This is a genomic window from Ruegeria atlantica, from assembly GCF_001458195.1.
GTDB classification, from domain to species: domain Bacteria; phylum Pseudomonadota; class Alphaproteobacteria; order Rhodobacterales; family Rhodobacteraceae; genus Ruegeria; species Ruegeria atlantica.
The window spans coordinates 301,509-325,541 of sequence record NZ_CYPU01000039.1; the positions used below are offsets into that span (position 1 = coordinate 301,509).

Below are 24,033 nucleotides of genomic sequence, written 5' to 3' on the forward strand. Positions count from 1 at the left end.
TTCTTGACTGATGTCGAACCCGTGATAGCGTGAGTTTGACCAGATGGTCAAATCAAGACACCAAAAGCGAGCCAAATCGCAAGCAACAGGGAAGAACAAGATGGCAGCTCCGGCGCAAAACCTCAGGATCAATGGCGACAGACTTTGGGACAGCCTGATGGAGATGGCCAAGATCGGCCCCGGCGTTGCGGGTGGCAACAACCGCCAAACCCTGACGGATGAAGACGCAGAAGGGCGCGCCTTGTTTCAAAAGTGGTGCGAAGACGCCGGTTGCACCATGGGTTTAGATCAGATGGGCAACATGTTCGCTCATCGCGAGGGCACTGACCCCAACGCACTACCGGTCTATGTTGGCTCACATTTGGATACCCAACCAACCGGCGGCAAGTATGACGGCGTGTTGGGTGTATTGGGTGGGCTGGAGATTATCCGAACGCTCAATGATTTGGGCATCAAGACCAAACATCCGATCGTCGCGACCAACTGGACCAACGAAGAGGGCACGCGCTATGCGCCGGCGATGCTGTCTTCGGGCGTGTTTGCCGGGATGCACACGCAGGACTGGGCCTATGATCGCGAAGATGCCGAGGGCAAGACATTCGGCGATGAGCTAAAGCGCATTGGCTGGCGGGGAGACGAAGAGGTTGGTGCCCGCAAAATGCACGCCTTCTTTGAGTTGCACATCGAACAGGGGCCGATCCTTGAGGCCGAGGGCAAGGATATCGGCGTTGTGACGCACGGGCAGGGGCTGAGCTGGACGCAGATCACCGTGACAGGCAAAGACGCACATACTGGATCTACTCCAATGCCGATGCGCAAAAACGCGGGTCTGGCGATGGGGCGTATTCTTGAGAAAGTGGATGAGATCGCGTGGTCTCATGCGCCCCATGCCGTCGGCGCTGTAGGGCATATTGACGTGTTCCCGAATTCTCGCAACGTGATTCCTGGCAAGGCGGTGTTCACGGTCGATTTCCGCTCGCCGGATTTGGCGGTCATCACAGATATGGAAAACCGTTTGCGCGTTGCGGCCGAAGATATCGTGGAAGAGATGGGCCTGCAGATCGAATTCGAGAAAGTTGGTGGGTTTGATCCAGTGAAGTTCGATGACAGCTGTGTCGCGGCTGTACGGGGCGCAGCAGAGCGGCTGGGATATTCGCACACCGATATCATCTCAGGGGCGGGGCACGATGCCTGTTGGATCAACCGGGTGGCCCCGACGGCCATGGTCATGTGCCCTTGCGTTGACGGGTTGAGCCACAACGAGGCGGAAGAGATCAGCAAAGACTGGGCCGCAGCCGGGGCGGATGTTCTGTTTCATGCGGTCGTCGAGACGGCTGAGATTGTGGAATAAGGGGGCGCCGCCCCCGTCGCCCAACGGGCGACTCCCCCGGGATATATTTGGCCAGATCAAGCAAGCGGCGCAGACCGCGTCAGGGAGATGAAAATGAGCACTGTTATCAAAAACGGAACCGTTGTGACCGCCGACCTGTCCTACAAGGCGGACGTTTTGGTCGAAGATGGCGTCATCACAGAGATCGGGATGGATCTGAAGGGTGACAAAGAATTGGACGCCACGGGATGTTACGTCATGCCGGGTGGGATTGATCCGCATACCCACCTGGAGATGCCGTTTATGGGCACCTACTCCAGCGATGATTTCGAAAGCGGTACGCGGGCTGCGCTGGCGGGTGGAACCACGATGGTCGTTGATTTCGCGCTGCCGAACCCGGGTGAAAGCCTGTTGGACGCGTTGAAGCGTTGGGACAACAAATCCACCCGTGCCAACTGTGACTACTCATTCCACATGGCCGTGACCTGGTGGGGCGAGCAGGTGTTCGATGACATCAAAACGGTGATTGAAACGCGGGGGATCAACACGTTCAAGCATTTCATGGCCTATAAGGGCGCTCTGATGGTGAATGATGACGAACTGTTCGCCTCGTTCAAGCGTCTGTCCGAACTGGGCGGCATCGCGATGGTTCACGCCGAGAACGGTGATGTGGTGGCTGAACTCAGTGCTAAGCTGCTGGCCGAGGGGAACAATGGCCCCGAGGCGCACGCCTATTCCCGCCCGCCGCAGGTTGAGGGCGAGGCGACAAACCGCGCCATCATGATAGCTGACATGGCGGGCGTGCCGCTTTATGTGGTGCATACGTCCTGCGAGGATGCGCATGAGGCGATCCGGCGGGCCAAATTGCAGGGCAAGCGGGTCTGGGGCGAACCCCTTATCCAACACCTGACGTTGGATGAGAGCGAGTACTTCAACCAAGATTGGGATCATGCGGCACGTCGGGTTATGAGCCCTCCGTTCCGGAACAAGCAGCACCAGGACAGCTTGTGGAACGGTCTGCAATCGGGATCGTTGAGCGTTGTGGCAACAGACCATTGTGCCTTTACCACCGAACAAAAGCGCTATGGTGTGGGCGACTTTACCAAGATTCCCAATGGCACCGGCGGGCTTGAAGATCGGATGCCGATGCTGTGGACTCATGGGGTAAACACCGGGCGTTTGACACCGAACGAATTCGTCGCGGTGACTTCAACGAATATCGCCAAGATATTGAATTGTTACCCGAAAAAAGGAGCCGTTCTGGTTGGCGCTGATGCGGATCTGGTGGTTTGGGATCCTGAAAAGTCCAAGACGATCAGTGCCGATGCGCAGCAATCCTCGATCGACTACAATGTATTCGAGGGCAAAGAGGTTAAAGGCCTGCCGCGCTTTACCCTTACGCGAGGGCATGTGGCTGTGCATGATGGGGAAATCCGCACGCAGGAAGGCCACGGCGATTTTGTTGCACGTGAGGCCAATACCACTGTGAACAAAGCGCTAAGCACCTGGAAAGAGCTGACCGCGCCTCGGCCGGTTGAACGGACGGGCATCCCGGCGACGGGCGTATGATGCGTGCGGGCCGCAATTCATGCGGCCCAAAATCAAATCTTTTCAAGGCTATGGAATGAATACTGAAAGCACTACCCAGCCCGTTATCGAGGCAAGGCAGCTGGATCTGACCTTCCAAACCAATGACGGGCCAATTCACGCGCTGAAAGACGTAAATCTGACGGTCGACAAGGGTGACTTCGTCAGCTTCATCGGTCCCTCAGGCTGCGGGAAAACCACCTTTTTGCGATGTATCGCTGCGCTTGAAACACCGACCGGAGGAACCCTGACGGTCAATGGCATGACCCCGGATGAGGCGCGGCGGAACCGGGCCTATGGCTATGTGTTTCAAGCGGCGGGCCTGTATCCCTGGCGCACCATCGCTAAGAACATCAAGCTACCGCTTGAGATCATGGGGTATTCGGCCACTGAGCAAGATGAACGTGTGAGAAACGTTCTTGAACTTGTTGATCTTGAAGGGTTTGGCGGCAAATTTCCGTGGCAACTGTCCGGCGGTATGCAGCAACGCGCCAGCATTGCGCGTGCGCTGGCATTTGACGCTGATATCCTGCTAATGGACGAACCTTTTGGGGCGCTGGACGAAATCGTGCGCGATCACCTGAACGAACAGCTTTTGGCGCTATGGGCGCGCACAGAAAAAACCATCGGTTTCGTCACGCACTCGATCCCCGAGGCAGTGTATCTGAGCACCAAAATCGTGGTGATGAGCCCGCGACCGGGGCGGATAACGGATGTGATCGACAGTCCGCTGCCGAAGGAACGTCCATTGGACATCCGCGACACGCCTGAGTTCATCGAAGTGGCTCATCGTGTACGCGAGGGTCTACGGGCGGGGCATGCGGACGATGAATGATGGGTTCAAAGCTTTCTGGGCAGTTCTGACCGTTCTCGCGGTGATCGTCGTCTTTTGGTATGCGGCCTGCATTCCAATGAACATCAAAGGTGTTTTGACGGAACAGGAGCGTGCAGGCGCCGAAGTTCAGCCACCTTCGGCTAAAGATCGTCGGGATATGTCCGAATTCGGACTGGTGTTGAATAACAGCTTTGCCATCCCCGCCACGTGGGAGCAGGACCGGCCCCGCCTGCCGGCGCCGCATCAGGTCGCCGTCGAGATGTGGGAGACCACTGTACAGAAAAAAATCACCTCGAAACGGTCACTTATCTATCATGGCTGGGTCACGCTAAGCGCAACGATGCTGGGCTTTGTGATCGGTACTGGATTGGGCATTCTGCTGGCTGTCGGGATCGTGCACAGCCGCGTCATGGACCTGTCGGTGATGCCATGGGCCATCGTCAGCCAGACGATTCCCATCATCGCTTTGGCGCCAATGATTATCGTGGTGCTGTACTCGGTGGGCATTCAGGGGATCATCCCCAAGGCGGTAATCTCGGCCTATTTGAGTTTCTTCCCTGTGGTTGTCGGTATGGTCAAAGGGCTTCGTAGCCCGGATGCAATGCAACTGGACCTGCTGCGCACTTACAGCGCCAGCCGGTCTCAGGGGTTCTGGAAGCTGCGCTTGCCCGCATCGATGCCATATCTGTTTACGTCGCTGAAGATCGGCATTGCGGCTTCGCTGGTCGGTGCCATCGTTGGTGAATTGCCAACAGGGGCGGTGGCCGGTTTGGGTGCGCGTCTACTGGCAGGCAGCTACTATGGACAAACCGTGCAGATCTGGTCTGCCTTGTTTGCAGCGGCCATTCTGGCGGCTTGCCTGGTCGGGTTGTTGGGGCTTGTAGAACGGAAGGTCCTGAAAAGAATGGGGATGGCGCAATGATACTAGTGCTGTTTGCAATCGTCGTTTGGGTCCTGGGTTGGTGGCTGAACAGCCGTCTGGCCAGTGGGCCATATGCCGACACGCGCATGGTGCGATTTCTGGCTCCGTTCATATTTGGCGTAACGATCATTGTCATTTGGGAGCTGCTGGTCAGAGGGCTAGACGTGTCTTTGGTCATACTGCCGGCGCCATCCGTAATTGCGGTGCGCTTTGCCAATAGCCTGCCGATCCTGTGGGAGGACTTCGTTCAGACCATCATCAAAGGCGCGTTCAGCGGGTACATCATTGGGTGCTTCGCCGCATTCCTGATGGCAATTGCGGTGGATCGCTGGGATTTCCTCCGACTTGGGTTGCTGCCCGTTGGGAACTTTGTCGCAGCGCTGCCAATTGTCGGGACCGCACCCATCCTGGTGATGTGGTTCGGGTTCGACTGGCACTCCAAAGCTGCCGTTGTCGTGGTGATGGTGTTCTTCCCAATGCTGGTCAACACCGTGGCTGGTCTGCGCGAGGCTACAGCCATGCAGCGTGACCTGATGGAGACCTATGCGGCCACCTATTGGCAGAGCTTCTTGAAGCTGCGATTGCCCGCTGCGATGCCCTTTATCTTCAACGGCTTAAAGATTTCTACCACCCTGGCGTTGATCGGCGCTATCGTGGCAGAGTTCTTTGGCTCGCCCACGCTAGGCATGGGCTTTCGGATATCCACCAGCGTCGGGCAATTATCGCTGGATATGGTCTGGGCCGAGATTGTGGTGGCCGCTTTGGCCGGAACCGCATTTTATGGTCTTGTCGCAATGATCGAAAAGGCGGTGACCTTCTGGCACCCGTCGCAACGTGGATAAAACAATAATTCAACAGACCCCAAAAGGGGCACCAACAGCAACTAGGAGATATGAAGATGAATAAGCTACTCAGCGGGGCGATAGCCGCCTTTAGTCTGGCCGCCAGTTCGGCTTTCGCTGCGGATGAGGTGACATTGCAACTGAAGTGGGTCACGCAGGCTCAGTTCGCGGGCTACTATGTTGCCAAGGACAAGGGGTTCTACGAGGAAGAGGGGCTGGACGTCACTATTCTGCCCGGCGGACCAGACATTGCACCGACGCAGGTGATCGCAGGTGGCGGCGCTGACGTGACCGTCGAATGGATGCCCGCCGCGCTGGCTGCACGCGAAAAGGGTTTGCCTCTGGTCAATATCGCGCAGCCGTTCAAAAGCTCGGGTATGATGCTGACCTGCTGGAAAGATGCCGGGATCGCGGCACCCGAAGACCTTAAGAACCGCACGCTGGGCGTTTGGTTTTTTGGCAACGAATTCCCATTCATGAGCTGGATGAGCCAACTGGGCATCGACACGGGTGGCAAAAGCGAAAGCGGTGTAGAGGTTCTGAAGCAAGGCTTCAACGTCGACCCGCTGCTGCAGCGTCAGGCCGATTGCATCAGCACCATGACCTATAACGAATATTGGCAGGTCATCGATTCCGGCGTCAACCCGGATGAGCTGGTGACCTTTAAGTACGAAGATCAGGGTGTCGCGACATTGGAGGACGGCCTGTATGTTCTGGAAGAGAACCTTGGGGACGCAGCGTTTGTCGACAAGATGGAACGCTTCGTTCGCGCCTCGATGAAGGGTTGGAAATACGCCGAGGAACACCCGGATGAGGCAGCCGATATCGTGCTGGAAAACGATGAGACCGGCGCCCAAACCGAAGAGCATCAGAAACGCATGATGGGCGAGATCGCCAAGCTGACGTCAGGTTCGAACGGTTCGCTGGACCCTGCCGATTTTGAGCGCACCGTTGCCACCCTGTTGGCGGGCGGTTCCGATCCTGTGATCACCAAGCAGCCAGACGGCGCTTGGACGCACCAGATCACGGATGCGGCTCTGAACTGATCCGCTTCGCACTGACTGAAAAGGCGCGGTCCCAAACGGGGCCGCGTTTCCTGTTTCTTATGTCGGAAATGTGTCTGTACTTGAGATCGAAATGGCGTAGAATTCTATGAATAACAGCGCATTTCATACGAAACTGGCGATAGTCCGAAGAAAATGCAGGGATTTGCATCAGAATTCAATACAGCGTTCACTCTGATCTTGAATGGGGATCCAGAGCTTTGGGCGATTGTGCTGCTTTCCCTGAAAGTTTCCGTTTTTGCCGTCCTGATTTCTGCACTGATTGGCATGCCTGTTGGCGCTGCGCTGGCCGTTGCACGCTTTCCGGGGCGGCGGGTTTTGATCATTCTTATGAACGCGCTGATGGGGTTCCCGCCGGTGGTCGTAGGCTTGCTGGTTTATCTGATGTTGTCACGATCCGGGCCTTTAGGTGTGCTTGAACTGCTCTACACACCGACCGCGATGATCATCGCGCAGGTTGTTTTGGTGACGCCCATCGTCGCTGCGTTGACGCGGCAGGTCGTCGAGATGCTGGCCGAGGAATACTCGGAACAGCTCCGATCCTTGGGCGTGTCGCGGCTGGCGTCTGTGCCAGTACTTCTTTGGGATGCGCGTTTGGCGTTGGTCACGGCCTTGCTGGCCGGATTTGGCCGCGCCATTGCCGAAGTTGGGGCGGTCATAATCGTTGGCGGAAACATCAATCACGTGACGCGGGTGATGACGACGACCATCGCGCTGGAAACGTCCAAGGGAAATCTTGCGCTGGCCTTGGCGCTCGGCGCGATCCTGATCGGTATTGCCATAGCGGTGAACGCCATGGTCAGCACGCTTAGCCTGCGGGCTGAGAGAGAGGGGTTGCGTCATGCGTGATCTGGTCTCGGAAATGGCGCGGCGCATCACCGTTAATGGATTGCAGATTGCGCGTAATGGCACCGCATTGCTGGACGTTCCGCACCTGACATTGAGCGGGCCGGGGCCGACCTTAATCCTTGGACCGAACGGCGCGGGCAAAAGCCTGTTGCTGCGGTGCCTGCATGGACTGATTGCGCCGGACAAAGGGAGCGTGGAGCAAGATGGAGTTCCTTTGAATGCTGATCACAAGGCCCGGCAGGCGATGGTGTTTCAGCAACCCGTCTTGCTGCGCCGGTCCGTTGCAGCCAATCTGGATTTTGTCCTGAAACGGCAGGGCCTGCAGCGCGTTGCTCGCAAGACGCGTATTGCTGATTTGCTGGCCCAAGGCGGGCTTGAAGGCAAAGCACGGCAAGCGGCCAGATCGCTGTCGGGAGGTGAGGCGCAGCGGCTGGCCATCCTGCGCGCGCTGGCGCTGGACCCGGATACCTTGTTTCTGGACGAACCGACCAGCGCGCTGGACCCCGGCGCCACTCAGGTGATTGAACGGATGATCCTGCGCGCATCAGAAGGGGGGGTGCGCATTGTCATGGTGACCCATGACATCGGTCAGGCGCGCCGGCTGGCATCGGATGTCGTCATGATGCAGGGCGGTCATGTGGTTGAACATGGCGATGCGCGTCAGGTATTGGACGATCCCAAAAGTGATGCCTCGCGCAGATATCTTTCAGGCGGATTGGTGACATAACAAAAAATCTGGAGTTTAGAATGATCCGGAATTTCATTCGGGCAGCATTGGTTTCAATTGGCTTGTTTTCAGGTCCGGCCTTGGCCGAAGAACCATTTATTGTGGTGCAATCAACGACCTCGACCCAAAATTCGGGACTGTTGGATTACATCCTTCCTTGGTTCGAGGCGGAAACCGGGATCGACGTGCGCGTTGTTGCTGTGGGCACCGGGCAGGCGATCCGTAACGCAATCAATGGGGATGGTGACGTTCTGTTGGTCCATGCAAAGGCCGACGAGGAGCAGTTTGTCGAAGACGGCTGGGGCGTTGAACGATTTGACGTGATGTATAATGACTTCGTTCTTGTCGGTCCCAAATCAGACCCGGCCAAGGTGAAGGGCGGCTCAGATATCGTGGCCGCTTTGACTGCGGTATCTGAGGCCGAAGTTCCCTTTGCATCACGCGGGGACGACAGCGGAACCCATAAGGCCGAAATGCGCCACTGGAACGACGCCGGAGTAGATCCGGCTGCGGAATCGGGTACGTGGTACAGGGAAACCGGTTCAGGTATGGGCGCGACGTTGAACGTGGCCAGTGGCATGGATGCTTATACCCTGACGGATCGTGCGACGTGGGAGTCCTTCGGCAACCGTGGAAACCTTGAAGTGTTGGTCGAAGGTGACTCGCGCTTGTTCAACCAGTACGGCGTTATTCTGGTGAACCCCGAAAAACACGCGGGTGTAAGGGCGGCGGCAGGGCAGCGGTTTGTTGATTGGCTAATCGGCCCGGACGGGCAGGCGGCCATCGAGGCCTTTGAGTTGAATGGTCAGCAGCTGTTCTTTCCGAACGCGAAATAGGGGATCACCCGCTGGCGCCATTGTGGTGGATCGTTCCCAGACCGGACAGGTCATACCCACCAAACTCATCGGCGCGGGTCAGGAACCGGTCGGACTGCACAAAGCTGAGCAATTTCAGCATCGGGTCATCGAAATAGGCCCGACGCCAAATCGCCAGGTCCAGGCGTTCGGTATGCGTGGGAACAAATCCCAGATCGTACAGCCCAGCCAATGCGCCTAGTCCGAACCCGACCTCGGCCTTGTTGTCATGCAGGGCAATGGCCAACTCTTCTTCTGTGCGGGCGCAGGTGGGCAGGGTTTCCAGATCGTTGCGGGTTATTTCGTGGGCCTCAAGCTGTGTGTCGAACAACCGTTGGCTGGCCGCGCTGTCCTGACGCAGGATGACACGTCGGCCTTTTAGCTGCGCAAAACCCTGAATTTCCGATGCGCCCGGTGCCAGCAGCAAACCACGCTGGCGCTGCGCGACTTCGAACAGAACAACCGGAGCCTCACCCAAAGCGTCTTTCAGGGTCTGGGTGTTGAACCCGCCATCCTCATGAATGTGCAGCGCTGCCGCCTGCGCGTTCCGGTCTTTCAGGCGGGTCAGCCCATCGAATGAGCCATCATAATAGGTCGCCAACCCCGAACCACTTTCGCGCAGCGCCCAGTCCAGCAGCGGATCGTGACTGCCAGCGACAATTGGGGGCAGGGGCGGTTCGGCCACTTCCGGGCCGGATCGTGATGCGTTGAGCCAGGCGATCACTTCGGCCCGCGGGAACAGCAGTTTGCCCATGGCACGCACGCAAGGCACCTCACCCGATGAGGCAAGATCATAGGCCTTACGCTCGCCAATGCGCAGCAGATCGGCCAGTTCCTTGGTGGTCAGATATTCGGACATTCAGTCGAGACGCACAGCCGAGCTGGTGCCGGAATCCGCAGCACTGGAACCGATCTGTTGCAGTGCAAAGGGCGCAGCGACTGTGATCACCACCATGGCAGCGACAGCGGCAAGAAAGGCTTTCATAGTCTCCTCCAGCTCAGTTTTCCGGTGCCGTGGCGCGGCGTAGAAAGGCGATAAGGTCGTCCCTGTCCCTGGGTTCGGTGATCCGCTGCATCGGCATCTTCGACCCCGGAATGTAGTGGTCCGGCCCTTCGTCAAACAGAGCGTTTATCGTTTCTTCATTCCAAATGATATCAGAGTCTTGCAGCGTGTCCGAATAAAAATATCCGGTAAGCGTACCCGCCTTGCGCCCGAACACACCATGCAGCGACGGACCCGCGCGGCGTTGATCATCCGGTGTAAGGCTGTGGCAGATCGAGCATTTGCGGGCAAACTGGCGTTCTCCGTTCTCCATTTCCTCAGGGTTTTTGAGAAAGCTGGGTTCTGTCGCGGCCATCTGTTCCTGGTCGCCAAGCGAGGCGACTGGCCAGCTATACATGGCTTCGTCAATGCCGCCCGCGTGTAGGTTCTGCCCATCAGGCGAAAAGGCCAGCGCCCAGACCGGGCCGCGTAAGGTGGCCCTGAAATCCTGCGCGATGCGCCATTCGAGCGTGTCGATCACCATGACATAGCCTTCGCCATCTCCGACGGCCAGCATGCTGCGATCCGGGCTGAGCGCCAATGCAAGGATTGGTCGGCGTTCCAAAGTGAAATCACGCTCGTCGCCGGTTGTCAGGTCGAGGATGCGGGTGACGCCATCAACCGCGCCGTACGCAATCCAGTTGTCCTGTTCGTTAAGTGCCAGTTCATTGATGCCAAATCCGTGTTCCACGAACCGGTTCGTTTCCTGTCCGCTGGCAACGTCCCATATGCGCAGTGAACCATCGATACCTGCGGAATACAGTTCCGAACCGTCTGCAGAGAATTCGACGGCATTCACACCGCTTCCAGTCGGCCCGAGCATCGACGGCGCCGAGCCATCGACCGGCCACAGCCCGATGGTCCCATCCCAACTGGCCGTTGCCACATGGGTTTTCGACGCGGCGACGCCTACAATCTTGCCTTTGTGCTGACCAACAACTTGACCGCCGGGCCATTTGCGCAGGGTAAAATCATCCCCAGCCGAATAGATCGCGGTACCGTTGAATACGACGGAATTGACTGCGGCCTCGTGGCCTTCCAGCCATTTCGGCGATTGCCCGGTCCATATGCCAACCGAGTTGTCAAAACTTGCTGTTGCGATCCGGCCGTCTGGCGCGGTGGCGATCCCCATGATGGGCCCGCCGTGGCCTTTGAGAGTGAAGAACTCGGCCATCGCGGGCAGGGGCAGCAGCACCAGTGCCAGAACCAGCTTGCGCATTTATTCGGCGGGCGAGGCCGCTCCTTCGCTGGCCTCTTTTGCCTGCACCTCTTCCAGCCACAGCGAGTGATGCTCGCGCGCCCATTGCTCTTCCACCTCTCCGGTTCCCATAGCGTCAAACGCACCTTCCATGCCGACCGAGCCCAGATAGATGTGGGCCAGGATGATCGCGATGAACGCATAGGCGACCATGACGTGCCAGATCTGGGCGTATTGCATCTCTTCCTGCGGAGACATCTGCACGGGCAGGTTCAGCCCAAGCATCTGTGGAATACCGGTCGACTTCGCGATCGAAAAGGTCTTGGCAAACAGTGGCATTTCGAATGGGAACAGCAAAGACAGACCGGACAGGCTAATCGAGACGCCCAGCAGAATGCAAAGCCAGAATATGATCTTTTGCCCTGCGTTGAATTTCTTGGCGGGTGGGTGGCTGCCTTTGGTGAATAACCCCCCACCAGCAGCGAGCCATTTCAGGTCAGTGCGGTTCGGGATGTTGTGAGAAATCCAGTTCACTGTCACGATGATCAGCCCAAGCATAAAGGCCCAAGCCAGGTTGTTGTGCAGCCATTTGCAGCCCTGAGCGATCGTCGCGAACCCCTCTTTGCCGAAAACTGGGATCAGGAAATCACGACCGTACAAAGTTAACAGGCCGGTGACGCCTAGTATTAGGAAGGACCCGGCAAACAACCAGTGCCCGAACCGCTCGATCCCGTTGAAACGCAGAATCTTCCGCCCGGTCTTTTCACCATCAATCCTGATCTTTCCGCGGACCAGGAAAAACAGCAGCAACAGAACAAGCATACCGCCGATGATGTAAGATCCGTATTCACGCAAAGGTCCGGTGCGAAAATTTAGCCACCACATGCCGCCGTCCTGGATCAGTACAGTTGCGGCCGGTCCATGAGATGACACGGTCACATCTGCCGAGCCGTAGCGAAGTGCGCGATAGACATCGCTGTCCGAGGCAATTCCGCGCGTGCCCAACTGGCCAAGCAGGCCTTCGGCGTTACTTTGGCCGGTATTGTCCGAGCGATAGCTGTCATCCACCTTTTCGCCGCGCTGGCGCGCCATTATATCCTCAAGCGTAGTCGCACCACCAGTCGCCGTCCTGTCGGCTGGTGCGGCGGCTTCAGTTTCACTTGATTGGGCGATGGCGGTTTGGGCCATCGAAAATGTCAGCAGCAATATGGCGAGCAAGCGGAACATCTGAACCTCGGTCAAAATCCCTGTTCAGACGACCCACGGATGCGGGTCGTCTGTTTGGTTCATGAAGGCGGGTTTACCCGTCCTTCTGGTCGTAGGCGGTGCCCCAACCCCATGCGCCCGATCCAAATCCGCGCGCGACGACGCGCTCGCGGTAGATGGCCGAGACCACATCGCCGTCACCGGCGAGCAGGGCCTTGGTGGAACACATCTCGGCGCAGATGGGCAGTTTGCCTTCGGCGATCCGGTTGCGACCATACTTTGCGAACTCTGCGGTCGAGTTGTTTTCTTCGGGACCACCGGCGCAGAAGGTACATTTGTCCATCTTGCCACGTGATCCGAAGTTGCCAGCCTGTGGGTATTGTGGCGCGCCGAAGGGGCACGCATAGAAACAATAGCCGCAACCGATGCACAGGTCCTTGGAGTGCAGGACGACGCCTTCTTCGTTCTGATAGAAGCAGTCGACCGGGCACACCGCCATGCACGGCGCATCCGAGCAATGCATACAGGCCACCGAGATCGAGCGTTCGCCCGGGTTGCCGTCATTGATCGTCACCACCCTGCGGCGGTTGATGCCCCAGGGCACCTCGTGCTCGTTTTTACACGCGGTTACGCAGGCGTTGCACTCGATGCAGCGTTCAGCGTCGCAGAGAAACTTTGCTCTAGCCATTATCGTTCTCCTTACGCTGCCGAGATCTTGCAGAGAGTACACTTGGTCTCTTGCATCTGGGTCACTGAATCATAGCCATAGGTTTGGGCGGTGTTGGTACTTTCACCCAAGACATAGGGGTCTGCACCGGCGGGGTATTTGTGCCGCTGGTCTTCGCCCTGGAAATGGCCGCCAAAGTGGAACGGCATGAAGGCCACGCCGGCGCCGACCCTGTTGGTCAGCATCGCCATCACCTTGACCTTGCCGCCCTCGGGACCTTCGACCCAGACCTGTGCCCCGTCACGAATGCCCAGATTGTTGGCATCGCGCGGATTGATCTCGACGAACATGTCCTGTTGCAGCTCAGCCAGCCACGGGTTTGACCGTGACTCATCACCGCCGCCCTCATACTCAACCAGACGACCAGACGTCAGGATTATCGGATAATCCTTTGAAAAGTCGTTCTTTTGGATCGATGCATAAAGCGTGGGTAGGCGATAGGCCTGACGGTCTTCGTAGGTCGGATAATCCTCTACCAGATCGCGACGCGGCGTATATAGCGGCTCACGGTGGATTGGGATCGGATCCGGGAAGGTCCAGACGACCGCGCGAGCCTTGGCGTTCCCGAAGGGCGCACAGCCATGCTCGATCGCGACCCGCTGGATGCCGCCGGATAGGTCGGTCTTCCAGTTGGTCTCTGGTCCCGCAACGGCATCGATGGCCGCGCGTTCCTCGGCTGTCAGATCGCCATCCCAGCCAAGGTCCATCAGCATCTGCATCGTGAATTCAGGGTAGCCATCCTGAATTTCCGATCCAACGCTATAGACCCCTTCGGCCAGTAGGTTATCGCCGTCGCGTTCCACGCCAAAGCGGGCGCGGAAGGTCAGGCCGCCTTCGGCCACCGGTTTGGACATGTCATAGAGGTTTGGTGTCCCCGTATGACCCATCTCAGCCGTTCCCCAGCAAGGCCAGGGTAGACCGTAATACTCGCCGTCGTTGGGTCCACCAATGGCCTGCAGCGTGGTTCTGTCGAACGTGTGCTGGTTGGCCATGTGGCTTTTCAGACGTTCCGGTGACTGACCAGTATATCCGATGGTCCAGAGGCCCGAGTTGAACTCACGCGTGATGCTTTCAACATTCGGGGTTTCGGGATCTTCCATCTCGATATTGCGGAATAGCCGATCTGCCCATCCAAACTTGTTGGCGAACTTGGCCATGATGACCTCGTCCGGCAGACTTTCGAACAGCGGTTCCACAACCTTGTCACGCCACTGCAGCGAGCGGTTCGATGCCGTGACCGAGCCGCGGGTTTCGAACTGCGTACAGGCGGGCAACAGGTAGACGCCATCAGTGCGATCATGCAGAACGGCCGAGACGGTGGGATACGGGTCGATCACGACCAGCATGTCCAGCTTCTCCATCGCCGTCTTCATTTCCGTCATCCGGGTCTGCGAGTTGGGCGCGTGGCCCCACAGCACCATGGCACGGACGTTGTTGTCCTGATCCATGTTTGCCGGGTCTTCCAGAACACCATCGATCCAGCGGGAGACCGGGATGCCGCGTTCGTTCTGAAGCGGTTTGTCCTTGCCTTCCTTGTCTTTGATCGTGGCAAACTGGCCAGCGAGCCATTCGGGTTCTTCACCCCAGACACGGGCCCAGTGACCCCATGCACCTTTTGACAGGCCATAATAGCCGGGCAGGGTGTGGGACAGAACACCAAGGTCCGTCGCGCCTTGCACGTTGTCATGGCCGCGGAAGATGTTGGTGCCACCACCCGAGGTGCCCATGTTGCCAAGCGCAAGCTGGAGCACGCAGTAGGCGCGGGTGTTGTTATTGCCGTTTGTGTGCTGCGTACCACCCATACACCAGATCACCGTACCAGGACGGTTGTTGGCCATGGTGCGCGCAACGCGGCGCAGCTGCGAACCGGGGGTGCCGGTGACGCGCTCGACCTCATCCGGGTTCCACTTGGCAACCTCTTCACGGATCTGATCCATGCCCCAGACACGGGTGCGGATGAACTCTTTGTCCTCCCATCCGTTGTCGAAGATGTGCCACAGAATACCCCAGACCAAAGCAACGTCTGTGCCGGGGCGGAAGCGGACATATTCATCCGCATGGGCCGCGGTGCGCGTAAAGCGCGGGTCGCAGACAATCAGCGGTGCGTTGTTCTGCTCTTTCGCGCGCAGAACATGCAACAGCGAGACAGGGTGCGCCTCGGCCGGGTTGCCGCCGATGATGAAGATGGCCCGAGAGTTATGGATGTCGTTGTACGAATTGGTCATGGCGCCGTAGCCCCATGTGTTCGCAACACCCGCAACCGTGGTTGAGTGGCAGATACGCGCCTGATGGTCCACGTTGTTCGTGCCCCAATAGGCGGCGAACTTGCGGAACAGATAGGCCTGTTCGTTGTTATGCTTGGCCGAGCCCAGCCAGTACACGCTGTCCGGCCCGGATTCTTCGCGGATGCTCATCATGCCGTCGCCGATCTCGTTGATCGCCTCTTCCCAGCTGATGCGCTTCCACTCTCCGCCTTCCTTCTTCATCGGATACTTGAGGCGACGCTCGCCATGGGCGTGCTCGCGAACTGCGGCCCCCTTGGCGCAATGTCCACCCAGATTGAACGGGCTATCCCAACCGGGCTCTTGCCCGATCCAAACGCCGTTCTGCACTTCGGCGACGACGGTACAGCCGACCGAGCAGTGGGTGCATATGGACTTGATGTTTTCCACGGCCTGATTGGCCGCTGTCTGGGCACTGGCTGGCGTCACGGTTCCACCCGTGGCGCTGATCGCGGCAAGGCCGCCGATCGTCAGGCCCGAGCCACGCAGGAATGCGCGGCGATCGACGGTTTTCTCGCCGACCTGGGACAGGATACTTGTCCGCTGGGGGCGTCTCGCAACCCCGTTGGTCTTTTTCCTAAGCATTTCTTTCCTCCCTTGCGCGCCGTGTGAGCCACGGCTGGCTTGGTACTGCTGGTGCCGACGTCAGGGCCAATCGCAACCGTCAGTCGGGTGTGACTTCGTCCGGGTTAGAACCGGGCGCTGTCGTCGCGCTAGAAGCGTGCGCTTTTCAAGTACGCGCGCGTGTGCGCGGTATCCTGAATGCGGTTCTCATCCGTAGGCAGCTCGGCTGCCTCGGCTTTTCCGCTCAGGCTGGCGGCGGCAACGGCAGCGGGCGCTGCGGTTCCAGCCAGTTTGAGGAAGTCGCGGCGCGTTGCGCCTTCTTCCTTGGTCTTGCTCATGGGTTTCTCCTCTCCCATTTGCGAGTTAGCACCCCTTGGGGCGCTGGCGAGTGACAGCGGTTCACGCTGCCGTCATTCGGAAGGCTTCGCGCTCGATCTCCATGAAGACCCGACCGGCTGTGCCGATCGAGGCATAGAGAACCGAGTTTTCGGCGCCTTCCAAATCCGAATAAAAATGCATGGCCCAAGGGCCGATATGTTTGTTCCAGAATGCCCTTTGGTCTTCCAAAGATGCAGCTGCGCCGAAGCGACCAACGATCATGCCCGCCATCATCTCCATCAATGACGCGATGTTGTCTTCCGGTTCAAAGACATTCCGGGCTCGGGTAATGCCACGCATTGCCATGTCGTTGCGTAGTTGCGCCAGCGGCTTCTCATTCAGGAATCCAGTGAGGTAGAAACTGGCGTAGGGCAGCAGCTCGCCGCGTCCCAACCCGATGAACAGCGCGTTGAATTCGCGTTCCGCTGCGGCGGGCTTGGTCACTTTGGCGACGCGGGCCATGGACTGAATAGCCTGTCCAAGATCGGTCTCATCGCCAGTCAGGCCGGATACTTGATCCAGCAGCATCTGATCGGGCGGCGCAGACAGAAGCAGCCCCAGAAAGTTGTAGAAATCCGCGCGCATACGATCCTCTGCCGAGACATTCATCTGTTGCGCTTCACTTGCGGTCATAAGGTTATCCTTCGAATTCAAATTTCATGCGGCGTGGGGCAGGGGTGACCTCTGCATCCTCTGACGCGCCCGGTGTTACTTCAGGCTTAACGATCACAATAGGCTCTGGCGCGGGTTCTGAGGGTGCCACGGATTCTTCCTGTGGCTCATCACGTTCAGATGCCTCGTCCGCTTCGCTGTCTTCGGCCTCAGCCGCCAGCGCCTCGACATGTGCAAGCATACCTTTGCCAACTTGATACGCTGTCTGAATGTTTTCGATCACGCAGGCAGCGTCAGTATAATCCTCGCCGTAGTCCACAAGGCCATCGACATTGGCCAATACCGGGTTCAGCCGCCACAGCCGTCGCAAGGCACGACGGCGCAGACGGTCAGGCACCGCCTTGGCCATAAAGCCCGAGACGTCATCGCCCGCCTGCAATTCGTCAGGGTCGGGCAAGTTGAGTTCATTTAGAATCTCCGCATCGGATTTATCTTCCAGTTCGGCGTGTTGGGCAGCAATGCTCTGTTCTTCAACCGCGATGACCTCGGCCTCGGCTTCCGCCTGTACTGCCGCTTTGCGGCGGGACCAGAAATCGCGGGCTTGGGTCACTGCACGATCCTCCGCGGGGCGCGGTACACGTCTGACTCTTGCCGAATGCGTGCGTCGCCCTTGCCGTCCTCGACCAAATCGATCCGCTTTTTGTCCCGACGGCGTTTCACGAAGACTTCGTCGTTATGATGTTCCAGAGCGAAGTCGCGCACCCAGGCGATCAACCCATCTGTCATCGGAATTTTCTCAACGATCTCTTCACCGGTATCGGCATAGTCCTGACCTTCGAAGGGCGACGCCGTTACCAGCACCGCATCCATCGGCCTTTCGCCATCCAGCGCATCACGAAGGACAAGGTAGATCGACGGCTGGCCGTCCGATAGGTTCACCATATAGGCCTCGGTTTCGTCCGCCCAAAGCGTCAGGGGCAGGGTCGCTGCGTGGTACTCAATGGCTTCGCCTTCACGTCGCATTTCGTGCCAGTCCGCAGGTCCGGCACCGGGCAACACGGCAATGGCGCGCCAATTCCATTTCGCCCAGCGGGTTACACCGGGTGTTTTGCGCACGACGACGCCGATTGGCATTTCAATCTGGCTTGCGGCCTTGGCCACTGGCTCCTCCCCGGAAGGCTCTCCCATGCCTTCCCATAGGTCCACTATGGTACACAAAGCGCTCAGGTGCCAAGCCCGCGTCGTACGACCTTAGTCGTAATGGCTGGTAGCAAAATAGTGATCCCCACAAACGGACGCCTTTGTTTATTGTAAAGAAAGGGGTTTCCGTGGCCAAATGGCCCGCTGTCCCAAAGGGTTTACATTCCAGCAACGGGGATACAGCCTGCGATGCGAAGAGGTGGAGAAGTATCCGGGGGAGGATCATGGGCACTAAACTACTTTTATGCGACTGCGCCGGGTCTCAACCTCTGAATTCCGACAAGATCGGTACGGCCTGCGAGATGGATTGTTCCAAGGTTTTCACAGCGCTTTGCACGCGAGAGTTGGAAGCGGCGGCCGCGGGGATACAACAGGCGGGCACCATCATTGCCTGCGGGCAAGAGCAGGAAGTGTTTCAGGCCCTGGCCGAAGAACTGAATGTGGACGCCCCGGGCTTTGTTGATCTTCGTGACAGGGCCGGGTGGTCTGATGAGGGCGCAGATGCGGCCCCCAAGATGGCCGCCCTGGCCGCCGAGGCCTTGTTGCCGCAGCCGGTGACGCCCAGCGTAGACGTCTATAGCGAAGGCACATGCCTGATCATCGGTCCCGGCGAGGTTGCATTTGCACTTGCTGAAAAACTGGCCGTTACACTGGCGGTTACGGTACTGGTCACGGATGAGGCCGAGCCTATGTCGCGCTCGTTCGACGTCGTGCGGGGGCGCATCAAATCGCTGAACGGTGCGTTGGGTGGGTTTACTATGCGGCTTGAGGCGTTTCAGCAGCTTGAGCCCGGCGGTCGCGGAGCTTTTATGTGGACAGAGGCACGTGACAGGGCACAATCGGGCTGTGACATCGTTCTGGACCTGACCGGCGACACACCCTTGATTCAGGCCCCGGCCAAGCGCGAAGGCTATCTGCGGGCTGATCCCAAAGATCCATTGTCCGTCGAACGGCTGGCGTTTGAGGCGGTCCAATTGGTCGGCACCTTCGAAAAGCCACTTTATGTGCGGATGGAAGAAACGCTGTGTGCCCATTCACGGGCCGAACAAGTCGCTTGCACGAACTGTCTGGATATCTGCCCGACCGGAGCGATCAAACCTTCCGGTGAGCATGTCGAGATCGACCCGATGATCTGCGCTGGCTGTGGGGAATGCGCCGCAGTTTGCCCCTCAACAGCAATCACCTACGAGGATCCGCCGATATCCGCGTTGCTGTCGCGGATGCATATTTTAGCGCGCACCTATCGGCGAGCTGGCGGAGTTGCGCCACGCTTGCTGGTGCATAATGCCAACGGGGCCGAGATGATCCGACTGGCCGCCCGTTTTGGACGTGGCTTGCCTGCCGATGTGATCCCACTTGAGCTGAGTGTGATTTCAGGCTTTGGCCATGCCGAGATGCTGGCTGCTTTGGCGCATGGTTTCGCGCGTGTGGACGTCTTGCTATCCCCAACGACCGAGCGCGATGCGTTGGACCGTGAACTGGCCTTGGCGCAGGCAATAGCGGGGGCGAATGCCCTGGGGTTGTTGGATGAGGCCGACCCGGATGCGCTGTCTGATGTCCTTTATGCCCAAGATGTCCCTCAGCCTTTGGCCGACCCGGTATTGCCATTGGGCAACCGCCGCCAGATCGCCCGTTTGGCTGCGCAGGCACTGAACCCCAACGCTGAAGCGCCGCTGCCCTTGGCGGAAAACGCGCCCTATGGGGCGATCGCTGTCAACACGGATGCCTGCACCTTGTGCCTCAGCTGTGTGTCGCTGTGCCCGTCGGGTGCTTTGATCGATAACCCGGACAAGCCGCAATTGAACTTCCAGCAGGATGCTTGTCTGCAATGCGGGTTGTGCAAAGGCATCTGCCCGGAGGATGCGATTGCTCTTGTCCCGCAGCTTGACCTGAGCGATGCAGCCCTGTCTCAACAGGTGCTGAATGAAGAGGAGCCCTTTGCTTGTGTAGAATGTGGGGCACTGTTCGGAGTTAAGTCCACCGTGGAACGGATCATGGAAAAGCTTGCGGGTACACATCCGATGTTTGCCTCCTCGGACAAGGCGCGGATGATCCAGATGTGTGACAATTGCCGCGTGAACGCACAGTTCCAGCAAGAGGACAACCCGTTCAAGTCTAACCCGAAACCTCGTGTCGTTACGACCGAGGATTATTTCTCAAAACGAAAGGATCACTGAAGCTGTAATGGTGCACCTAAGTCCGCTGCGGTAATGACCGAGACAAAGGCAAGGATGGCTTCCAGATCGTCCAGCGTCATTTCGACCGGGTATATGGGCGATGGACGCTGTGGATCAAACGGAGGTGTCAGCCCGTCGATTTGTGTGAACGAGGGGTGCGGGTTGAGGGCGAAGAACGCCTCGAACCGTTCTGACCAGTCTGGCATGGCGCGCAGCACCGCGAAAGAGGGGGTCGAACCCAGACCATTCATCCGGTTCTTGGGCCCTATCACATGGCACCGGCCGCAATGGGTCATCGACAATTCCTCGCCGCGCAGCGTATCGCCGTCGATCACTGTTTCGGTTTCCACGGCCGCGATATCGAAACTGGCCGAGAAGGGCGCGCCTTGCTCTGGCGCATAGCTTTCAACCGTCCGTTTTCCGATATCGGACAGCAGCCAGTCGCGGAACCGCTCATGTTTGGCGTCCTCTTCGATCCGAAGGTGATAGATCACACCGTCGCGCGCGAACACAGGATCACCCGGAGGGGCGGTTTCCAGCACCAAAACGCCGGCATCATCTGCAATAACCCGGATCCCGGTCTTGAGAGAAAAGCGAGGAAGGATATGTTGCAGCAGACCAGAGTCAGCAACCTCGTCCGGCGCGGCAAGACCAATCGCCTCTTGCGACCAAGAGGGGGTGGCAGCGAGCGTCAGGCTCAGGCACAAGAGGACAAAGCGCATGCCACAGCCTAACGGCACGGCACCAAATGCGTCAAATGAACTGAATGAGACGGAGACACTTGCAATGAACGGCAACCACAGCTTGTCGATACGCAGAGCCCTAGCCAGCGGGTTCCAAAAGGAGAATGACGCATGAGTGTTCGTGACGCAGTTCTTGCAAACCTGAGAAAGATTACCGACCCCGTCTCCGGACAGGACATCGTCAGCTCTGGAGTTGTTCGCGCGCTGAACGTCGAAGGCGACACCGTGCGCTTTGTGCTGGAGATCGACCCCAAGCAGGCTGAGCGTATGGAGCCCGTCCGCGCCGCTGCCGAACAGGCCGCGAAACTGGTCGATGGTGTTTCGACAGTTTCCGCCATGCTGACCGCACATTCCGAAAAAGCACCGCCGGATCTGAAGCCTAAGCCGAAACCTTCGCAGACCGGACCGCAGGCCGTGCCGGGTGTGGACAGGATTATTGCTGTGGCTTCTGGTAAGGGTGGCGTTGGCAAGTCCACGGTTTCCGCCAACCTGGCTTGTGCCTTGGCGGCTGAAGGGCGACGCGTTGGTCTGCTGGATGCGGATGTTTATGGGCCGTCGCAGCCGCGGATGCTGGGTGTTTCGGGCCGTCCGGCCAGTCCTGACGGCAAAACGATCCTGCCATTGCGCAACCACGGCGTCACCATGATGTCGATGGGCCTGATGACCAATGAAGGGCAGGCCGTCGTCTGGCGTGGTCCGATGCTGATGGGCGCGTTGCAACAGATGATGGGTCAGGTGCAATGGGGCGCGCTGGATGTGCTAATCGTCGACCTGCCACCGGGCACGGGCGATGTGCAGCTGACGCTGAGCCAGAAGTTCAACGTGGACGGCGCCATTGTTGTCTCGACCCCTCAGGACGTGGCTCTGATCGATGCCCGCAAGGGGATCGACATGTTCAACCAGCTCAAGACGCCCATCCTTGGGATGATTGAGAATATGTCGACGCATATCTGCTCGAACTGCGGCCATGAAGAACATGTGTTCGGCCATGGCGGCGTTAAGTCCGAAGCCGAGGCGCTGGGCGTTCCTTTGCTGGGTGAGATCCCGCTGCATCTGGATATCCGCGTTGCCGCTGATGGCGGTGCACCGATCGTGGTCAGCAAGCCCGACAGTCCGCAAGCCGAAGCGTTTCGCCAAATTGCGCGCGGCATGATTGCCAAGGGCAACGCATGAACGAGCCGGTCTTTCCCCCTTTGCTGACGGGCCACCCGGTGCAGGGTGGGGAAGACCCGTTCGAGCGCGCGCAGGCCATGGCTGCGCTGGGCTGTGATGCCGGTACCGTGGTTTATAACATTCAGGCCGATCGCCTGCGTGTGGCCATCGTTTTTGCCCCCGAGGTTGTCTTGCGCGATGCGATGGCAATGGTGCCGCTTTGCGCTGTTGGGTTCCAGAACGCGCTGGGCGCGCTAGCTCCGCCTGAGGTCGCGGTTCATCTGGGCTGGGACGGGCTGATCTGTGTGAATGGGGCCCAATGCGGAATGTTCCGTGTGGCAGCTTCGGATGCAGATCCAGAAGCAGAACCGGATTGGCTGATCGTCGGTTGGGATTTGGCGCTGCTGCAAACCAGTCAGGCACCGGGCGAAAACCCGGATGTCACCGCACTTTACGACGAGGGCTGCGCGGATGTCTCGGCAACGCAGCTTGTCGAAAGCTGGTCGCGGCACATGATGACATGGCTGAATCGCTGGCAAGAGGACGGCAACGCGCCTGTGCACGGAGAATGGATAGGCCTGCTGCGCGGAGTGGGAGAGCCCTTCGGTGAAGCGGGTGTGTTTCTGGGAACGGATGAACGGTTCGGCATGCTGATCCGGCAAGGTTCAGATACACAGCTTCGCCCGCTGACAGAATTGTTGGAGAACGGATGATGAAACTAGCGCGCGCAATCCATTTCGACGAAAGCGACATGAATGTGTTTCACTCCCCGGCGCGAACCGGGGAATGGTGCATTTCGGGTGGATTCGAGTTCTCAAATTGGGGCGAAGGCGATCTTGAAGGCAAGGCGCGTCAGGCTTTTGCGAATGGCTGGTTGGGCGTGGAAACCTTTGGGCGGGTGACATTCGTCGCGGTCACGCAGGTGGAACAGGCCGAGCTGGATCAGATCGCGCAGAGCCTTGCCGAACACTTTGTGCAGCTTTACGGGGCACCGTCGGTCGAGGCAGCCATGGACGTCGCACGGGCCGAGATCGCCCACATGTCCGAGCTGTGTGATGAGCATAACCCAAACACGCTGCTGACCGTCTCGCGTGAGCTGTCAGACGCCGGAGTGCGTGAGGCTTTCCGTGTGATCACGCCGCAAGAGACTCAGCTAGAGGCTCTGGCCGTACATGGGTCGTTGGACGAATAACCGTCAGATCAGATCCGCAAAGCCGCCAAATTGACCGCGCTTAAAGATCAAACCTTTGCCGGTGCGGTACATGACCTTTTGAACCTCACCAACAATGATCAGGTGATCCCCCGCATCGTGTTGGGCGTGCACCTGACAATCGAACCGCGCCAGACAACCGGATAATTGGGGCCGGCGCGCTGGGTCGTGGGCCCATTCCGCGTGCGAAAAATCCTTGCCGTCGCGCGCAAAGCGCAAGGCCTGTTCCTGTTGATCCTGTCCCATCACGTGGATCGAATAATGTCGGCTGGTGTTGAAATCGTCGAACCGGTTGGAGTCTTTGGCCAAGCACCACAAAACAAGTGGCGGGTCCAGGGATACCGACGCGAATGAATTGACCGTAATGGCCCGAGGGCCCTGATCGGTGTTCGTGGTGATCACCGTCACACCGGTTCCGAAACACCCCAACGCTTCGCGAAAAGCGGTGCTTTGATCCGGGGTTGGAGTGAATTGTTTTTCCGTCATTGCGTGCTGATCCCGTGGCCGTGCCTCAGGTGCCACGACACGCAGG

The 24,033-nt window shown here is 58.5% G+C and carries 25 protein-coding genes; 13 read left to right on the forward strand and 12 right to left on the reverse strand.

The features are described 5' to 3' along the window. Nucleotides 1-100 precede the first annotated feature (100 nt). The 9 genes from RUA4292_RS11395 (at nucleotide 101) to RUA4292_RS11435 (ending at nucleotide 8,992) form a co-directional block, all read left to right on the forward strand. The gene (locus tag RUA4292_RS11395) at nucleotides 101-1,351 is read left to right on the forward strand and encodes a Zn-dependent hydrolase (RefSeq protein WP_058278165.1); all 1,251 of its coding nucleotides are present in this window, start codon (nucleotides 101-103) and stop codon (nucleotides 1,349-1,351) included. A gap of 93 nt (nucleotides 1,352-1,444) precedes the next feature. After that, nucleotides 1,445-2,899, forward strand: a complete 1,455-nt coding sequence (gene hydA, locus RUA4292_RS11400) for a dihydropyrimidinase (protein ID WP_058278166.1) — start codon at nucleotides 1,445-1,447, stop codon at nucleotides 2,897-2,899. Nucleotides 2,900-2,954: 55 nt separating this feature from the next. Beyond that, nucleotides 2,955-3,752 carry an ABC transporter ATP-binding protein gene (locus RUA4292_RS11405; protein WP_058278167.1) on the forward strand — a complete coding sequence of 266 codons (798 nt, stop codon included), beginning with the start codon at nucleotides 2,955-2,957 and terminating at the stop codon, nucleotides 3,750-3,752. Continuing rightward, nucleotides 3,745-4,674, forward strand: a complete 930-nt coding sequence (locus tag RUA4292_RS11410; RefSeq protein WP_058277687.1) for an ABC transporter permease — start codon at nucleotides 3,745-3,747, stop codon at nucleotides 4,672-4,674. Before RUA4292_RS11405 ends, RUA4292_RS11410 begins: the two co-directional genes overlap by 8 nt. Next, nucleotides 4,671-5,516 carry an ABC transporter permease gene (locus RUA4292_RS11415; protein ID WP_058277688.1) on the forward strand — a complete coding sequence of 282 codons (846 nt, stop codon included), beginning with the start codon at nucleotides 4,671-4,673 and terminating at the stop codon, nucleotides 5,514-5,516. The genes RUA4292_RS11410 and RUA4292_RS11415 overlap by 4 nt, the downstream gene beginning before the upstream one ends. 56 nt (nucleotides 5,517-5,572) lie before the next feature. Then, nucleotides 5,573-6,562 (forward strand): ABC transporter substrate-binding protein, encoded by a 990-nt coding sequence (locus RUA4292_RS11420; RefSeq protein ID WP_058274243.1) that lies wholly within the window; start codon nucleotides 5,573-5,575, stop codon nucleotides 6,560-6,562. Nucleotides 6,563-6,715: 153 nt separating this feature from the next. Further along, on the forward strand, nucleotides 6,716-7,429 hold the full coding sequence (locus tag RUA4292_RS11425) for an ABC transporter permease (RefSeq protein WP_058277689.1): 714 nt from the start codon (nucleotides 6,716-6,718) through the stop codon (nucleotides 7,427-7,429). Further along, nucleotides 7,422-8,156 carry an ATP-binding cassette domain-containing protein gene (locus RUA4292_RS11430; protein ID WP_058277690.1) on the forward strand — a complete coding sequence of 245 codons (735 nt, stop codon included), beginning with the start codon at nucleotides 7,422-7,424 and terminating at the stop codon, nucleotides 8,154-8,156. Before RUA4292_RS11425 ends, RUA4292_RS11430 begins: the two co-directional genes overlap by 8 nt. Nucleotides 8,157-8,176: 20 nt before the next feature. Beyond that, the gene (locus RUA4292_RS11435) at nucleotides 8,177-8,992 is read left to right on the forward strand and encodes an ABC transporter substrate-binding protein (protein ID WP_058277691.1); all 816 of its coding nucleotides are present in this window, start codon (nucleotides 8,177-8,179) and stop codon (nucleotides 8,990-8,992) included. Between the two features lie 4 nt (nucleotides 8,993-8,996). Here the strand turns inward: RUA4292_RS11435 and RUA4292_RS11440 are convergent, their stop codons facing one another. The 10 genes from RUA4292_RS11440 to RUA4292_RS11480 all read right to left on the reverse strand — a co-directional run bounded on the left by RUA4292_RS11440 (nucleotide 8,997) and on the right by RUA4292_RS11480 (nucleotide 18,180). Then, nucleotides 8,997-9,869, reverse strand: a complete 873-nt coding sequence (locus tag RUA4292_RS11440) for a substrate-binding domain-containing protein (protein ID WP_058277692.1) — start codon at nucleotides 9,867-9,869, stop codon at nucleotides 8,997-8,999. Further along, entirely contained in the window at nucleotides 9,870-9,995 is a 126-nt protein-coding gene (locus tag RUA4292_RS25460; protein ID WP_267885451.1) for a hypothetical protein, read from the reverse strand. Nucleotides 9,996-10,008: 13 nt separating this feature from the next. Further along, nucleotides 10,009-11,271: a c-type cytochrome gene (locus RUA4292_RS11445; RefSeq protein ID WP_058277693.1), complete on the reverse strand. Its 1,263-nt coding sequence runs from the start codon at nucleotides 11,269-11,271 to the stop codon at nucleotides 10,009-10,011. Then, complete coding sequence (locus RUA4292_RS11450; protein WP_058277694.1) at nucleotides 11,272-12,477, reverse strand: formate dehydrogenase subunit gamma; 1,206 nt, start codon at nucleotides 12,475-12,477, stop codon at nucleotides 11,272-11,274. Nucleotides 12,478-12,550: 73 nt separating this feature from the next. Further along, a complete protein-coding gene (gene fdh3B / locus RUA4292_RS11455; protein WP_058273836.1) occupies nucleotides 12,551-13,144 on the reverse strand; it encodes a formate dehydrogenase FDH3 subunit beta in 594 nt (197 codons plus the stop codon). A gap of 11 nt (nucleotides 13,145-13,155) precedes the next feature. Beyond that, nucleotides 13,156-16,050, reverse strand: coding sequence for a formate dehydrogenase subunit alpha (locus RUA4292_RS11460; RefSeq protein ID WP_058277695.1), 2,895 nt, complete (start codon nucleotides 16,048-16,050; stop codon nucleotides 13,156-13,158). 128 nt (nucleotides 16,051-16,178) lie between these two features. Next, complete coding sequence (locus tag RUA4292_RS11465) at nucleotides 16,179-16,367, reverse strand: ubiquinol-cytochrome c reductase iron-sulfur subunit N-terminal domain-containing protein (RefSeq protein ID WP_058273834.1); 189 nt, start codon at nucleotides 16,365-16,367, stop codon at nucleotides 16,179-16,181. Nucleotides 16,368-16,428: 61 nt separating this feature from the next. Beyond that, nucleotides 16,429-17,040 carry a TorD/DmsD family molecular chaperone gene (locus RUA4292_RS11470; RefSeq protein ID WP_058277696.1) on the reverse strand — a complete coding sequence of 204 codons (612 nt, stop codon included), beginning with the start codon at nucleotides 17,038-17,040 and terminating at the stop codon, nucleotides 16,429-16,431. Nucleotides 17,041-17,044: 4 nt separating this feature from the next. Then, nucleotides 17,045-17,629, reverse strand: coding sequence for a DUF3306 domain-containing protein (locus RUA4292_RS11475; protein ID WP_058277697.1), 585 nt, complete (start codon nucleotides 17,627-17,629; stop codon nucleotides 17,045-17,047). Beyond that, a complete protein-coding gene (locus RUA4292_RS11480; RefSeq protein ID WP_082637104.1) occupies nucleotides 17,626-18,180 on the reverse strand; it encodes a DUF3305 domain-containing protein in 555 nt (184 codons plus the stop codon). Before RUA4292_RS11480 ends, RUA4292_RS11475 begins: the two co-directional genes overlap by 4 nt. A 263-nt stretch (nucleotides 18,181-18,443) precedes the next feature. Here RUA4292_RS11480 and RUA4292_RS11485 point away from each other — a divergent pair, with 263 nt between their 5' ends. Further along, on the forward strand, nucleotides 18,444-20,396 hold the full coding sequence (locus RUA4292_RS11485) for a 4Fe-4S binding protein (protein WP_058277698.1): 1,953 nt from the start codon (nucleotides 18,444-18,446) through the stop codon (nucleotides 20,394-20,396). Here RUA4292_RS11485 and RUA4292_RS11490 read toward each other — a convergent pair. Continuing rightward, nucleotides 20,390-21,118, reverse strand: coding sequence for a c-type cytochrome (locus RUA4292_RS11490; RefSeq protein WP_058277699.1), 729 nt, complete (start codon nucleotides 21,116-21,118; stop codon nucleotides 20,390-20,392). The two genes, RUA4292_RS11485 and RUA4292_RS11490, sit on opposite strands and share 7 nt — an antisense overlap. A 132-nt stretch (nucleotides 21,119-21,250) precedes the next feature. Between RUA4292_RS11490 and RUA4292_RS11495 the strand changes: the two genes are divergently transcribed. The 3 genes from RUA4292_RS11495 to RUA4292_RS11505 are packed head-to-tail and all read left to right on the forward strand — an operon-like array spanning nucleotide 21,251 to nucleotide 23,483. Next, nucleotides 21,251-22,312 carry an Mrp/NBP35 family ATP-binding protein gene (locus RUA4292_RS11495; RefSeq protein ID WP_058277700.1) on the forward strand — a complete coding sequence of 354 codons (1,062 nt, stop codon included), beginning with the start codon at nucleotides 21,251-21,253 and terminating at the stop codon, nucleotides 22,310-22,312. Continuing rightward, a complete protein-coding gene (locus tag RUA4292_RS11500) occupies nucleotides 22,309-23,004 on the forward strand; it encodes a biotin/lipoate--protein ligase family protein (protein ID WP_058277701.1) in 696 nt (231 codons plus the stop codon). Before RUA4292_RS11495 ends, RUA4292_RS11500 begins: the two co-directional genes overlap by 4 nt. Next, nucleotides 23,004-23,483: a DUF6505 family protein gene (locus tag RUA4292_RS11505; protein WP_058278168.1), complete on the forward strand. Its 480-nt coding sequence runs from the start codon at nucleotides 23,004-23,006 to the stop codon at nucleotides 23,481-23,483. Before RUA4292_RS11500 ends, RUA4292_RS11505 begins: the two co-directional genes overlap by 1 nt. A 3-nt stretch (nucleotides 23,484-23,486) precedes the next feature. Here RUA4292_RS11505 and RUA4292_RS11510 read toward each other — a convergent pair whose 3' ends face one another. Then, nucleotides 23,487-23,987, reverse strand: coding sequence for a flavin reductase family protein (locus tag RUA4292_RS11510; protein WP_058278169.1), 501 nt, complete (start codon nucleotides 23,985-23,987; stop codon nucleotides 23,487-23,489). Nucleotides 23,988-24,033 lie beyond the last annotated feature (46 nt).